The organism is Undibacterium sp. Xuan67W, from assembly GCF_049340165.1.
Taxonomy (GTDB): domain Bacteria; phylum Pseudomonadota; class Gammaproteobacteria; order Burkholderiales; family Burkholderiaceae_D; genus Undibacterium.
In genome coordinates this window covers 216,013-228,827 of sequence record NZ_JBMPPN010000004.1, presented here as the reverse complement: position 1 = coordinate 228,827, position 12,815 = coordinate 216,013, and the positions used below count along the sequence as shown (strand labels likewise).

The 12,815-nt window shown below is 49.7% G+C and carries 15 protein-coding genes and 1 pseudogene; 1 reads left to right on the top strand and 15 read right to left on the bottom strand.

The features are described 5' to 3' along the window. Positions 1-24: 24 nt before the first annotated feature. The 12 genes and pseudogenes from ACO0LE_RS05505 to ACO0LE_RS05450 all read right to left on the bottom strand — a co-directional run bounded on the left by ACO0LE_RS05505 (position 25) and on the right by ACO0LE_RS05450 (position 9,511). Positions 25-558 (bottom strand): F0F1 ATP synthase subunit delta, encoded by a 534-nt coding sequence (locus ACO0LE_RS05505; protein WP_422959418.1) that lies wholly within the window; start codon positions 556-558, stop codon positions 25-27. A 2-nt stretch (positions 559-560) separates the two neighbouring features. Continuing rightward, the gene (locus ACO0LE_RS05500) at positions 561-1,031 is read right to left on the bottom strand and encodes a F0F1 ATP synthase subunit B (protein ID WP_422959417.1); all 471 of its coding nucleotides are present in this window, start codon (positions 1,029-1,031) and stop codon (positions 561-563) included. Positions 1,032-1,095: 64 nt separating this feature from the next. After that, positions 1,096-1,338, bottom strand: coding sequence for a F0F1 ATP synthase subunit C (gene atpE, locus ACO0LE_RS05495; protein ID WP_110254369.1), 243 nt, complete (start codon positions 1,336-1,338; stop codon positions 1,096-1,098). A gap of 82 nt (positions 1,339-1,420) precedes the next feature. Further along, complete coding sequence (gene atpB / locus ACO0LE_RS05490) at positions 1,421-2,251, bottom strand: F0F1 ATP synthase subunit A (RefSeq protein ID WP_422959416.1); 831 nt, start codon at positions 2,249-2,251, stop codon at positions 1,421-1,423. Between the two features lie 2 nt (positions 2,252-2,253). Then, complete coding sequence (locus tag ACO0LE_RS05485) at positions 2,254-2,592, bottom strand: ATP synthase subunit I (RefSeq protein ID WP_422959415.1); 339 nt, start codon at positions 2,590-2,592, stop codon at positions 2,254-2,256. Between the two features lie 168 nt (positions 2,593-2,760). Then, positions 2,761-3,303, bottom strand: a complete 543-nt coding sequence (locus ACO0LE_RS05480; RefSeq protein WP_422959414.1) for an RBBP9/YdeN family alpha/beta hydrolase — start codon at positions 3,301-3,303, stop codon at positions 2,761-2,763. A gap of 14 nt (positions 3,304-3,317) precedes the next feature. Next, positions 3,318-4,211, bottom strand: coding sequence for a ParB/RepB/Spo0J family partition protein (locus ACO0LE_RS05475; protein WP_422959413.1), 894 nt, complete (start codon positions 4,209-4,211; stop codon positions 3,318-3,320). Beyond that, positions 4,211-5,002: a ParA family protein gene (locus tag ACO0LE_RS05470; RefSeq protein ID WP_422959412.1), complete on the bottom strand. Its 792-nt coding sequence runs from the start codon at positions 5,000-5,002 to the stop codon at positions 4,211-4,213. The genes ACO0LE_RS05475 and ACO0LE_RS05470 overlap by 1 nt, the downstream gene beginning before the upstream one ends. A gap of 33 nt (positions 5,003-5,035) precedes the next feature. Then, positions 5,036-5,692, bottom strand: a complete 657-nt coding sequence (rsmG, locus tag ACO0LE_RS05465; RefSeq protein ID WP_422959411.1) for a 16S rRNA (guanine(527)-N(7))-methyltransferase RsmG — start codon at positions 5,690-5,692, stop codon at positions 5,036-5,038. Continuing rightward, complete coding sequence (gene mnmG / locus ACO0LE_RS05460) at positions 5,689-7,632, bottom strand: tRNA uridine-5-carboxymethylaminomethyl(34) synthesis enzyme MnmG (protein ID WP_422959410.1); 1,944 nt, start codon at positions 7,630-7,632, stop codon at positions 5,689-5,691. The genes rsmG and mnmG overlap by 4 nt, the downstream gene beginning before the upstream one ends. Positions 7,633-7,781: 149 nt before the next feature. Next, positions 7,782-8,711 carry a hypothetical protein gene (locus ACO0LE_RS05455; RefSeq protein WP_422959409.1) on the bottom strand — a complete coding sequence of 310 codons (930 nt, stop codon included), beginning with the start codon at positions 8,709-8,711 and terminating at the stop codon, positions 7,782-7,784. A gap of 38 nt (positions 8,712-8,749) precedes the next feature. Then, positions 8,750-9,511 (bottom strand): annotated as a pseudogene (locus ACO0LE_RS05450) (sulfite exporter TauE/SafE family protein). Positions 9,512-9,627: 116 nt separating this feature from the next. Here ACO0LE_RS05450 and ACO0LE_RS05445 point away from each other — a divergent pair. Beyond that, the gene (locus tag ACO0LE_RS05445; protein WP_422959408.1) at positions 9,628-10,785 is read left to right on the top strand and encodes an iron-containing alcohol dehydrogenase; all 1,158 of its coding nucleotides are present in this window, start codon (positions 9,628-9,630) and stop codon (positions 10,783-10,785) included. A gap of 260 nt (positions 10,786-11,045) precedes the next feature. On the opposite strand, the gene ACO0LE_RS05440 is transcribed toward ACO0LE_RS05445, so the two are convergent. The 3 genes from ACO0LE_RS05440 to ACO0LE_RS05430 form a co-directional block, all read right to left on the bottom strand. Further along, on the bottom strand, positions 11,046-11,438 hold the full coding sequence (locus ACO0LE_RS05440) for a hypothetical protein (protein WP_422959407.1): 393 nt from the start codon (positions 11,436-11,438) through the stop codon (positions 11,046-11,048). A gap of 18 nt (positions 11,439-11,456) precedes the next feature. Further along, a complete protein-coding gene (locus tag ACO0LE_RS05435; protein ID WP_422959406.1) occupies positions 11,457-11,648 on the bottom strand; it encodes a hypothetical protein in 192 nt (63 codons plus the stop codon). 181 nt (positions 11,649-11,829) lie between these two features. Continuing rightward, on the bottom strand, positions 11,830-12,810 hold the full coding sequence (locus tag ACO0LE_RS05430) for a branched-chain amino acid ABC transporter permease (RefSeq protein ID WP_422959405.1): 981 nt from the start codon (positions 12,808-12,810) through the stop codon (positions 11,830-11,832). Between the last annotated feature and the right edge of the window lie 5 nt (positions 12,811-12,815).

The following is a 12,815-nucleotide window of genomic DNA, read 5'->3' as shown; positions in this document are numbered from 1 at the left end:
GCTCGTGCAATTTACGCAGCGAATTTAAGCTGTTAAGGCGACTTGCATCTGTTGCAGCTTGGCACGAACCGACGTATCCAACACTTGATCACCAACCACGATACGCACGCCACCGATCAGGGAATTATCCACTGTAACGGACGGGTGCAATTTGCGGCCAAATTTCTTTTCCAGCGTTGTCGCCAAATCGCTTACCTGGGCTGCCGATAATTCAAATGCGCTGATAATTTGAGCATCTGCTGCGCCTTCTTGCGCATTTTTCAGATCTTTAAATTGAGCAGCGATTTCAGGCAACAGGGTTAAGCGATCGTATTCAGTGAGCGCATTAACGAAATTCTTCGCCTCGTCGTTCACCGGGGATTTCAACACGGACAAGAAAGCCTCAGCTGTTTGACTAGCGGAGACTTTTGGATTGTGAGCAAGAGCGACTACATCTGGGTGTGCTGCAGCTTGCGCCATCTCGGCAACCAGTTCCGACCAAGCGGAGAGGTTACCGGACTGAGCAACACGGAACAATGCTTCTGCGTAAGGACGAGCGATCGTTGCGAGTTCGGCCATGATTACAGCTCGATTTTCAGTTGGTTCAACAAATCAGCGTGAGCTGATGCGTTGACTTCACGCTTCAGAATTTGCTCTGCGCCTTTGACTGCCAAAGTGGCAACCTGGTCGCGCAATTCTTCACGTGCTTTAGTCACTTGATTATCGGCTTCTGCTTTAGCTGCAGCAAGAATGCGTGCAGCTTCAGCGGAGGCTGTATTTTTAGCTTCTTCGATGATCAGTTGAGCGCGTTTTTCTGCGTCAACGATACGCTTTTGACCTTCATCACGAGCACCGGCCAATTCGGCTTGCACACGTTTTTCGGCTGCCTGCATCTCTGCACGACCGCGATCGGCTGCTGCTAATCCGTCCGCGATTTTTTTCATGCGCTCATCAATGGCGCCGATCACTGGCGGCCAGATGAATTTTGCAGTCACCAAAGCAAGGATGATAAACACCCCGGCCTGGTACCACATTGATAGATTAAGATTCATAGTTGTTTCCTTATCAGATCGATCGTTCCGCAGACAAAGTCTGCGGTAGGAAAAGGAAAATCAATTAGCCTTTGAACGGATTTGCAGTTGCGAAGAACATAGCGATACCAACACCGATAATGAACGCAGCATCGATCAGACCAGCCAACAACAACATTTTACCTTGCAGTTTTTCCATCAATTCTGGTTGACGTGCAGATGCTTCCAGATATTTACCACCCATCATAGCGATACCGATACACGCACCCAAAGCGCCCAAACCGATAATCAAGCCACAAGCCAAAGCAACGAAAGCGACGTTAGTCATGAGAAAACTCCTTGAAAGTTAAAATTAAAATACCAAAATCAAAAAAACTAAAACCAAAAAAACCTAAAACTTCAAAACTTAATTAATGCGCTTCGTGAGCCTGACCCATGTACACCAAAGTCAACATCATGAAAATAAACGCTTGCAGAGGTACGATCAGGATGTGGAAGATGGACCATGCAGAACCCAGTATCAAATGACCAATACCGCCCAAAATGGAATCGGATGCACCTAGCAAAGCTGCAATCAACAGGAACAACAATTCGCCGGCAAACATATTGCCGAACAACCGCATACCAAGCGAGAAAGTTTTCGCTGCGTATTCAACTACGTTCAACAAAAAATTGAACGGAAACATCATCGGCCCAAACGGAGCGCTGAACAATTCCTTGATGAAGCCGCCTACGCCTTTGATCTTGAAGCTGTAATACATCATCAATCCGAAGATACCAATAGAGATACCCAGAGTGCCGTTCAAGTCAGCAGTAGGAACCACGCGGTGTGGCATTTCATGATCCAAGCCAAGCGCAGGGAACAACCATTGAGAGAACAAATCAACCGGCAGGAAATCCAGAGAGTTCATCAATACAACCCAGACAAACACCGATAAGGCCATTGGGGCGATGAAGCTCGTGTTTCCGTGAACGATGCTTTTTGCGTTGTTGTCCACCATTTCTATGAGCATTTCAACAGCACATTGAAAACGGCCAGGTACGCCGGAAGTTGCCCTGCGCGCTGCCATGTACATAATGAGGGAACCCAGCAAGCCGCAAACGACTGACCAGATAACCGTATCAATATTTACGTACGACATGTCCCACAAGGAGGTTTGCGCTTGGTGCCCGTGGTTAGTCAAATGCCCAAGGTGATGGGCTATATATTCTGACGGAGTGACTTGTTCAGCTGAGCTCATGATCAATGCCTAAAGAGTAAGATGAAATAACTTTTCAAGACCAGGATGAAGGCAGCGACGAACGCCAGCCAATTCACATCATGGTACAAGTAAACAGTTGCCGCCATGAGCGCAACTGTTGACGCAATTTTGACAAATTCACCGATGAAGAATGTCATCGGGTTCGCGCCTCCGGGCTTTTTGGCACTAGCATAAAGCCGTGCAGCAAACAAAGCATTGGGAATTGCGCAACACAAGCCACCTAACAATGCGGATATTCCAGAGGAAATGCCAGCGATTAACGCTGCCAGTACGGTAACCACAATCGTTGCCAGTAGTTGCAGCAGGACGATACGCGCCATGCTATTTCCTCTTTATTTTGCTGATGGTACTTGATAAGAACTAAAAAACCATCATCTCGTTTGAGCCAGCGCAACTGCGCGCCAACCAAAACCACGGAATTATACGTGGTAGTGCGTCTTATCGTCAAACGTTTGATGCAATGCATCAAAATGAGACATTGATGCTTTTCAGTGTTTGTTAATAAGCTCGGCAAGCCAATGCTGGCCTTGCTCCCAGGCTCCTAAGCCAGAATCTCCGTTGATATGTCCTTTTGCACCAATACAGTGAAATTCAGCATGCCAGGCTGTTGCCCAGTCTTGAACAACAGCGAGATCACACCAGGGATCGTTGTCTGATGCAATGACCAGAACATCTAGGTTGAATGCCGTTCTGGGCATAGGCGCAAAACTTTTTGCCGGAAATTCATCACGCTCTACATCTGGTGGCGCAACCAGAAGAGCCGCCTTAATCTGGTCCTTCTGCTCAATACCTGGCATTCCCAGACTAAGCCACCATGCAGCAAGCGCACAACCAAGACTATGGGCAACCAGTACGACAGGCCCATCAACTTGATTAATGGCTTCAGTCAATCCGGTCAGCCATGCCTGACGGTCAGGTTGATCCCAGTTTTGTTGCTGAACCCGTATAGCTCTGGGGTATTGTTGCTCCCAGAGGCTTTGCCAATGGGATGGGCCAGAGTTGTATAAACCGGGAAGCAAGAGGATGTTCATCGTATGTGGCGATTTTACTGGCCGCGAATCTTTAAAATGACGCCGTCAAGACTGTCGAGATCGGCGAAATCAATGATCATTTGCCCGCGCCCTTTACTACCCATTTTTAAAGTAACCTGCGTGGCGAGCAAATCAGACAACTCTTCCTCCAGGCGAGTGATATCACGTGATTTTTCGGTTTTGTCGCGTGTTTTGGCTGGTGCGCTCATTTCTGCGGTGGTGCGGGTGACGAGTTTTTCAGCATCTCTCACCGACATACGCTTGGCAACCACCTGGTTGGCAAGTTGTATCTGTGTCGCTGCGTCCGTCGCTAAAAGCGCGCGCGCATGTCCCATATCGATGTCGCCCGCCATCAGCATGGTTTGAACCGGTTTTGCCAAGTTCAATAACCTCAATAAATTAGACACGGCGCTACGCGAGCGCCCGACCGCATTGGCCGCCTGCTCATGTGTAAAACTGAAATCAGTGATCAAACGATGGATGCCTTGCGCTTCTTCAAGCGGATTCAGATCTTCACGTTGAATATTCTCAATCAAGGCCATCGCCGCAGCGGCCTGATCATCGACATCTTTGACCAGCACAGGCACTTCGTCCAGACCGGCCATTTGCGATGCACGGAAACGGCGCTCACCCGCAATGATTTCGTAGCGGGTAACGCCATTTGTCTGGCCAATTGGCCGCACCAGAATTGGCTGCATCAATCCTTGTGCCTTGATCGAACTGGCCAGTTCAGTCAAGGCACCTTCATCCATGCGGGTTCTGGGCTGGTATTTACCGGCTTGCATCTGGCTTATCGGCAGACTGCTTGGCGCACCGGCAACCGTTGGCACAGCCTCACTAAAATCACCGGCACCATCGAACAAGGCTTCCAAGCCGCGTCCCAACCCCTTTTGCTTTTTCGTTGCCATTACTTTGTATCCGACTGAGTTTCTAACAATTTAATTCTTTCAACCATCTCTGCGCCAAAGGCGATATACGCCTGCGCACCTTTCGAGGCTGGATCAAACACCACACCTGGCATGCCATAGGATGGTGCTTCTGCGAGACGCACATTACGCGGAATCACCGTCTTAAAGACTTTATCGCCAAAGTGCTGCTCCAGTTGATCGGAGACTTGCTGCGACAAGGTCATCCGAGGATCAAACATGACGCGTAACAGACCGACGATTTTCAGGTCGGGATTCAAATTCACAGATACTTTTTTAATCGTATTCGCCAGGTCAGACAAACCTTCTAATGCATAGTATTCGCACTGCATAGGAATAATCACACCATGTGCCGCACATAAACCGTTCAGCGTCAGCATGGATAAAGCAGGTGGGCAATCGATCAAAATGAAGTCGTAGTCAGCACTCACTTTGCTCAACGCATCACGCAGACGTTTGTCTCTGTTTTCCAACTCAACCATTTCGACTTCGGCCCCGGCTAGCTCACGGTTCGCCGGCAACACGTCAAACTGCCCTGCTTCGGAGCGCTGACGCGCCGTGGCGACATCCGACATCCCTAGCAGAACCTCATAAATCGATGCGGTCAATTTGGCTTTATTGATCCCCGCTCCCATCGTGGCATTGCCTTGAGGATCCAGATCCACCAGCAAAACCCGCTGATCAAGTTTGGCAAGTCCCGCGGCAAGATTTACCGTCGTCGTCGTTTTACCCACGCCACCTTTTTGATTGGCGACACAAAAAATTTTGGCCATAGTCACTTTAAATAAGCTTACGTGAGAAAGAAATCAAAGCTCAGCATTGGTTTTGTGAATGAATACCAGATGCCGCTCTGCATCCATGCCTGGAACGGATAAAGGCTGTATTTTCTGTACTTGCCAGCCTTTTGGCATACGCTCGATTTCCTGATCGGGCGACACCCCTTTCATGGCAATGTAAATACCACCGTCTGCCAACAAATGCTCCGACCAGTTAATAAAATTACTCAATTCTGAAAAAGCACGCGAAGTAATCACGTCAAATTTGTCTGCAAGCTGCAAAGATTCCACACGATTTGTGTACACCGTGACGTTGCTCAGTCCTAATTCGGTTTTTGCCTGGTTCAAAAATGCCGTTTTTTTACTCACGGTATCGATCATGAAAATACGGATATGAGGATAAACAATCGCCAGTATCATCCCGGGCAGGCCACCGCCTGCTCCGACATCCAGAACATTGCTGGCATCTTTAAACGCGGGAGCGGCGGACAAAGAGTCCAGCACATGCTGTTTCACCATCTCTTTTGGATCGCGAATAGATGTTAAATTATAGACACTATTCCATTTTGACAACAATGCCAGATAGGCAATCATCTGGTCAAGCTGCGCATCATTCAGGGTTAGAGTCAAAGCCTTAACACCCTCCGCTAATGAAGCCCTCAATGCAACGGCGTCAAATCCACTCATATGTCCTCACCTGCAACACTCAATTCAGGCGCTGACGCAAAGCCTTTAAAACCACGTTTTTTTAAATGCACCAGAAGCAGCGAAATTGCAGCCGGTGTCACACCGGAGATGCGGCCACATTGCCCAAGAGTTTCCGGTTGATGCTTATTTAATTTCTGTTTAACTTCGATGGAAAGACCACCCACGTCGAGGTAATCAAATCCGGCGGGCATTTTTAAATTTTCAAAGTGCGCATGACGCTCTACTTCTTTTGCCTGCCTGTCGATATAGCCAGAATATTTGACCTGAATTTCAACCTGCTCTTTCACCGCATCATCAGTGACGCCAGGACCAGCTAATGCCTGACCTTCACTACCCTGCATACTCATCAGGCTTGCATAAGTCACGTGCGGACGACGCAATAAGTCCGCGAGCGAATATTCACGCTCCAGCGCTTTGCCCACAATGCGCTCTGCTTCTGCATCGGCGACAATACGTGGATTGACCCAGGTCGACCGCAGCCGCTCCATTTCACGTGAAACAGCCTCTCGCTTTTTCTCAAACATCTGCCATTGGGCATCACTGACACAGCCAAGCCGACGTCCGATTTCAGTTAAGCGCATGTCTGCATTATCTTCACGCAGACTCAGGCGGAATTCAGCGCGGCTGGTGAACATACGATAAGGCTCTTGCACACCCTTAGTAATCAAATCATCAACCAATACACCAAGATAAGCCTCGTCGCGACGGGGGACCCAAGCGTCACGGCCTTGCGTCATCAAGGCGGCGTTCAAACCGGCCAGCATTCCCTGGGCAGCGGCTTCTTCGTAACCAGTGGTGCCATTGATTTGCCCCGCAAAAAACAAGCCCTGAATTTGGCGTGTCTCTAACGAGGTTTTCAAACCACGCGGATCAAAATAATCATATTCAATCGCATAGCCAGGACGCAGGATATAAGCGTCCTCCATGCCACGCATAGACCGCACTAACTCCAGCTGCACGTCAAACGGCAAGCTCGTTGAAATACCGTTTGGATAAAATTCGTTGGTGGTCAGCCCTTCCGGCTCAAGGAAAATCTGATGTGATTCTTTGCTGGCAAAACGATGAATCTTGTCTTCAATCGATGGACAATAACGCGGCCCCACTCCTTCGATCACACCGGTGTACATCGGGCTACGATCGAGACCAGCCCGAATAATATCGTGAGTACGCTCATTCGTATGGGTAATCCAGCATGGCAACTGACGCGGATGCATCGCCACATTGCCCATGACAGAGAACACCGGAATCGGATCGAGGTCACCGGGCTGCTCTTGCATGACCGAAAAATCAATACTACGACCATCTATTCGTGGTGGCGTACCAGTTTTCAAACGGCCTTGTGGCAAAGCCAGCTCCTTTAAACGGTTCGACAAGGAAACCGCAGGGGGATCACCAGCACGACCAGCAGAGTAGTTATTCAGGCCAACATGAATTTTTCCGTCCAAAAAAGTCCCCGCTGTCAGCACTACGGAACGGCTACGAAAACGGATGCCGACCTGCGTTACCGCACCAACCACCCGGTCGCCTTCAACCAGCAAATCATCTACCGCTTGCTGGAACAGCCAGAGATTCGGCTGATTCTCCAAACGACTACGTATCGCTTGCTTGTACAAAATCCGGTCTGCTTGTGCGCGGGTTGCCCGTACTGCAGGTCCTTTAGACGAGTTCAAAATACGGAACTGAATGCCCGCCTCGTCGGTTGCAATTGCCATGGCACCACCCATGGCATCAACCTCCTTGACCAGGTGACCTTTTCCTATGCCGCCAATAGACGGGTTACACGACATCTGTCCTAAAGTCTCAATGTTATGCGTCAGCAACAGGGTTTTTTGCCCCATGCGGGCTGAAGCCAAAGCTGCCTCAGTCCCGGCATGACCGCCGCCAACCACGATGACATCGAATTCTTTTGGATAATACATAGGAAATATCTGCTTTTTTTGGATTTCTCAGGGAGGCACGATTATAGAGGTTTTTTGCCTAAATTCTTCGCTGATCAATAATTTCAATCGAATCGATCATTAGATGTTTCACGTGAAACATCTAATTAAAGGCCATGAAATCCGCGAGTCTATTTATTTAGGAATTTTGCGAGCGCCGGCATAAACGCAAGAAGCAAGCCGAGCAACACCAACAGCAAAGAATAACGAGAGTCCAGATAATCCAACAAAGACGTGTTTTTCTTTACTGGCACAATAGGCTTTGGTTGCTTTGGTTCCGGGAATTTTTGTATCACCACCGGCGGTTTTTTTATGGTTTGCTCTGGCAATTTACTGGCCACGACTGGTTGGACCTCAGGCACAGACACAGGAGCAACAATCGTTTTGACCGGTACTTCTTTAATCAAAACCGGTTCCGATGGCACTAATTTTTCTATAGGCAAAACTACCGACTGAGGCTGACCTTGAACCTCAGAGGGTGGCAACGTCAGCGGCAGATAAAAATCAACCTCGGTTAACTGCCCGGCCTGTTCAGGCTCGGGGGTATGTGATGTCTCAATTCTTGTGGAAACCTTTTCCTGAGTATAGATAATCGGTTCTTCCAAGCGATCAATCGTATTCTCAATCAAATCTGGATACGGCGGCACAGGCTCACCAACCTCCACCTCCTCAACCTCGTCCAGCGGCACTAAGCCCTGAGCATGTAAATCATCAGTGCCGTACTCCTCCTCAGGCTGAAAGGAGAGCACAGAGACCGGATCGGAATCTTCCTGCCGCAAGAAACGATCCATCGCATCTGCCTCAACAATATCAGGCAACTGATTGTCTAGCGGAAACATCACTTCATACAACAATCCTTTGTCCGACAAACTCCTCAGTGCGCGGTCAAATCGTTCTTTTACCAGACTTTTTAATTTAGCCCTCAACTCGGCATAAGAGCTAACGCCATCGGCAATAATCAGTACCAAGCGCTCACTTTGCGTTAAGCCATGCTGCTTATTTTTAATTTCTGCCTTACCTAAATCCGTACGCTGAAATATGACTGCATCTGAATATGCCACGTCCGTCCCTTTAATATTGTTTCACGTGAAACAAATCGTTATCTAATAAAACCATCGTAAGTAGTTTTGCAAATCAGCGCCAGCACTACCAGCAAGAACATCTTTCGGACGAAGCCGCTGCCATATTTAATTGCCATGCGGCTACCAGACAACGATCCTAACACTCCACAAACCGCCATGGCTAAACCTGTTTGCCAAATAATGTGTCCGCTGTAACCAAACCACAACAAAGCCGCCGCATTGCACGCAACATTGATGATTTTAGCAACAGCGGAAGCGCTCAGGAAGTCATATCCGAACAAACGGACGAATAAGAACATTAAAAAACTACCCGTACCAGGACCGAAAAAACCGTCATAGAAACCAATGCCACCACCCACCAGCATCGCCATCCAACGCTCTTTATCCGCATGAAATAAAGGCGTATGCGACGTACCGAAATCTTTTTTCTTAAACGTATAAAGCGCCACCGCCACCAGAATGAATGGTAAGGCCTTACGCAAATAAGTCGGCGGCAAATGAGTTACCGTAAATGCTCCGGCAAACGATAAGATAAATGCCACCAAGGCAGCAGGCAGCACCATCGCCCAGCGCACCCTCACTGTCTACACATAATTCCGCGCAGCAACCGTGGTTCCCAAAATTCCCGCGAGCTTACTGGTGCCTAATAAAGTTGCAGGGGCCACATTCGGCAAAGCGACGAATAGGGCCGGGAGTTGTATCAGGCCACCACCACCAACCACTGCATCAACCAATCCAGCAAAAAAGGCGGCACCACCAAGCAATAAGATATCTGTCATTTTTAATAATAATTACGCAAAGCCAATCTTAATCGGATGGCAAATAGTTGAATTCTATTCAAGGCAACAGCATAGCAAGTCTTGCTACAATAAGGCTCAAGAGGAGAAGCCTGACCATGAATAATTTTGATTTTCGTACCGTCCCCTATCTCATCAGCCAGACCGGCGCTGCCAAGCAATTGGGCGATATCATCACGCAGCATTATCCGGAGATCAAACGGGTATTAATAGTGACAGATGCAGGCTTTTTAAGGACGGGTCTGATAGCGCCGGCGATGGCGAATCTAGAACAACGCGGCTTGCAAGTCAGTGTATTTGCCGACGTAGTCGCCGACCCACCAGAATCGGTAGTGCTTCACGCCGTCAGCAACGCAGAAAAATTAGAGATCGAACTAGTCGTCGGCTTTGGCGGCGGCAGCTCCATGGACGTGGCAAAGCTAATTGCCGTTTTGTCAGGCAGCCCCCAAGCGCTCGGCAGTATGTACGGCATCGGCAACGTCAAAGGCCAGCGCCTGCATTTGATCCAGATTCCAACGACAGCAGGCACCGGCTCTGAGGTGACACCTATCTCCATCGTCACCACCGGGGCAACGACGAAAATGGGCGTAGTCGCTCCGCAACTATATGCAGACATCGCCATTCTCGATGCAGAACTGACGATAGGACTCCCGACTAAAGTCACGGCGGCAACAGGGATTGATGCCATGGTACATGCGATCGAAGCCTATACCACCAAGCACAAAAAGAACCCCTTGTCCGATATGCTGGCACGTCAGGCTCTGACTTTGCTTTGGGGAAATATTGACGAAGCCTGCAAGAACGGCAGCAATCTCGCCGCACGCCAGGCCATGTTGCTGGGAGCCATGCTGGCGGGACAGTGCTTTGCCAATGCGCCGTGCGCCGCGGTACATGCCCTCGCGTACCCGATCGGTGGCATCTTTCATGTCCCGCATGGTCTGTCGAACTCACTAGTCTTGCCGCACGTATTGCGCTTCAACGCACCGAATGCAGCCGGGCAATATGCCGAGCTCGCCAGCATCATTGCGCCAGACGCACAAGGTAGTGACGAGGCCCGCAGTTCAGCCTTGATCCATGCGATGGAAGCACTGGCGCAACGGGTCGGGATAGAAACGCAGCTACGGCAAGTCGGCGTCACGGTGAATGACCTCGACCAGTTGGCGAACGACGCCATGTTGCAGACCCGTTTGCTAGGCAACAACCCGAGAGAGGTTAGCTTAGCCGATGCCCGCGCGATTTACGCTGCGGCGCTATAAAGCCTGTGAAGTGAAAAGCGGAAAATGAGAAGGGTGGCTGGAGACGCAGTATTGACGAGCCTCTCCAGCCTGCCCTGCCAGAAGGCGCGTGGATAGTGCGGCTCAGGGCTGCTCAATGTACAACCGTACTATTCTGACTGCCTTAACGCCTCTGCACCCTGCATCCGCCCGACCACCAAACCCTGCGTGATCAAAACCGGTCAGTTTCTGAGCTCTTCGACGTATTTCAGATACGTCGTATCAGTGGCGTTAACGATGTCTCAGGCGCGCCGGTAATGGCCGCTGGGAAGCTGGCTGTCTATCGCGATAAGCTGATTCAGTATGCCGGGTTCACCAAGCTGTATCAGAACCGCTTTTTGTAGCGCAAGCAAATGAAGATGTGAGCGCACTCGTTCGTGTTCAGCGGCGTGCTGCGCGAGCAAACTGGAGTTACTCAAGGAGTAAGAGCTTAATAACACATGCAATAGTTCGTGGAACAGAGTATCTGCTTTGTAGCGTAACGGTACAGGTGTTGCCGTAAAGCTCTTCAATGCATATCGCATATTAATACTGACACCGACCATCGATTGCGATGGCAGATCGCACAGCGACAAGTGCGCATCGATATCCGCAGGAAAAGACCTACCAGTAATCGTCTCAGCAGCCAGAATCATGCGGGGACCATGCTCTTGTCAGATTCCCTCGAATTCCGCTTTACGCAAGCTCAGTTCTGCTTTCCATTCATCCTTAATCGTAGCGTTACGCAAAAATGAACATGCAGAATCCATGGCCGGATTGTAGACAATATGCACTTGAGTCTGAGCCGCACAAGCCGGTTCAGCAGCAAGCAGGAATAAAGCAAGGACGAAAATAGACCGGATCATTGAATACGCTTTCACATGGCTCAAAAAGTAAGGCAACCTTCCCCACCGCGGTAACAATATCCGTTACCGTCGACAATTGACTTTACATTACTAGTTTAGCAACGATCAATAACGACGGCCAGCAACAAAAAGCCCCGACAAGTGCGGGGCTTTTTGTTTGTATATCTGACTCAACAATAATTTAACTGGCCTTGGTTTTTCCTGATCGGCTCAGCCATGCACCCAGCTCGCCAACGATGCCTTTACGGAAGGACAATACACAAACGATGAAAATCAATCCCGTCACAATGGTCACTGAGTCACCGAGGCTGCGGAACCAGTCAACCGACGTGAGATCCGCGATCAGGTTGCCCAGGTCGCCAAGTTTGTTTTCTAAAGCGATGATAATGATTGCACCGACAATCGGCCCCGCCAAGGTGCCTAAACCGCCCACCAAGGTCATCAATACGACCAAGCCTGACATAGACCAGTGCACATCGGTCAAGGTCTCAAAGCCGAGTACCAGCGTTTTGGTAGCGCCTGCCAGACCTGCCAGCGCCGCAGATAAGACAAAAGCCAACAACTTGTATTTATCCACGTCATAACCCAGCGAGATTGCACGCGGCTCATTTTCTTTCACCGCTTTCAATACCTGACCAAACGGCGAATGGATCGTCCTTACCACCAGTGCGAATCCGGCAATCGCAATCGCCAACACCACATAGTACAAAGTCAGATCAGAACTCAGATCCAGAGTGCCCAGCAACTTACCGCGCGGCACACCTTGCAAACCATCCTCACCGCCTGTGAATTTGGCCTGTAAAAAAACGAAATACAGCATCTGTGCCAGCGCCAGCGTGATCATGGTGAAGTAAATACCTTGACGGCGAATTGCCAGCAAGCCCATCACCAGGCCGATCAAGGCCGCAGCGCCGACGCCCAAGACAATCCCCAGCTCCGTTGGTAACCCGGCATCACGGATCGCCCATCCGGCGACATAACCCGCACCACCGAAAAAAGCCGCATGACCAAACGACAGCAGGCCGGTAAAACCAATCAGCAAGTTAAATGCGCAAGCGAATAAAGCGAAGCACAGCAGCTTCATCAGGAAGACCGGATAAATCAATAACGGCGCTGCCAGCAGGACGGCGAATGCGATGCCGTAACCAATTTTTTTATTCATAAACG

Excerpts from the sequence above, each read along its gene's own strand:
- ACO0LE_RS05505 (WP_422959418.1), bottom strand. The coding sequence starts at position 558 with ATGGCCGAACTCGCAACGATCGCTCGTCCTTACGCAGAAGCATTGTTC.
- ACO0LE_RS05500 (WP_422959417.1), bottom strand. The coding sequence starts at position 1,031 with ATGAATCTTAATCTATCAATGTGGTACCAGGCCGGGGTGTTTATCATC.
- atpE (WP_110254369.1), bottom strand. The coding sequence starts at position 1,338 with ATGACTAACGTCGCTTTCGTTGCTTTGGCTTGTGGCTTGATTATCGGT.
- atpB (WP_422959416.1), bottom strand. The coding sequence starts at position 2,251 with ATGAGCTCAGCTGAACAAGTCACTCCGTCAGAATATATAGCCCATCAC.
- ACO0LE_RS05485 (WP_422959415.1), bottom strand. The coding sequence starts at position 2,592 with ATGGCGCGTATCGTCCTGCTGCAACTACTGGCAACGATTGTGGTTACC.
- ACO0LE_RS05480 (WP_422959414.1), bottom strand. The coding sequence starts at position 3,303 with ATGAACATCCTCTTGCTTCCCGGTTTATACAACTCTGGCCCATCCCAT.
- ACO0LE_RS05475 (WP_422959413.1), bottom strand. The coding sequence starts at position 4,211 with ATGGCAACGAAAAAGCAAAAGGGGTTGGGACGCGGCTTGGAAGCCTTG.
- ACO0LE_RS05470 (WP_422959412.1), bottom strand. The coding sequence starts at position 5,002 with ATGGCCAAAATTTTTTGTGTCGCCAATCAAAAAGGTGGCGTGGGTAAA.
- rsmG (WP_422959411.1), bottom strand. The coding sequence starts at position 5,692 with ATGAGTGGATTTGACGCCGTTGCATTGAGGGCTTCATTAGCGGAGGGT.
- mnmG (WP_422959410.1), bottom strand. The coding sequence starts at position 7,632 with ATGTATTATCCAAAAGAATTCGATGTCATCGTGGTTGGCGGCGGTCAT.
- ACO0LE_RS05445 (WP_422959408.1), top strand. The coding sequence starts at position 9,628 with ATGAATAATTTTGATTTTCGTACCGTCCCCTATCTCATCAGCCAGACC.
- ACO0LE_RS05440 (WP_422959407.1), bottom strand. The coding sequence starts at position 11,438 with ATGATTCTGGCTGCTGAGACGATTACTGGTAGGTCTTTTCCTGCGGAT.
- ACO0LE_RS05435 (WP_422959406.1), bottom strand. The coding sequence starts at position 11,648 with ATGATCCGGTCTATTTTCGTCCTTGCTTTATTCCTGCTTGCTGCTGAA.
- ACO0LE_RS05430 (WP_422959405.1), bottom strand. The coding sequence starts at position 12,810 with ATGAATAAAAAAATTGGTTACGGCATCGCATTCGCCGTCCTGCTGGCA.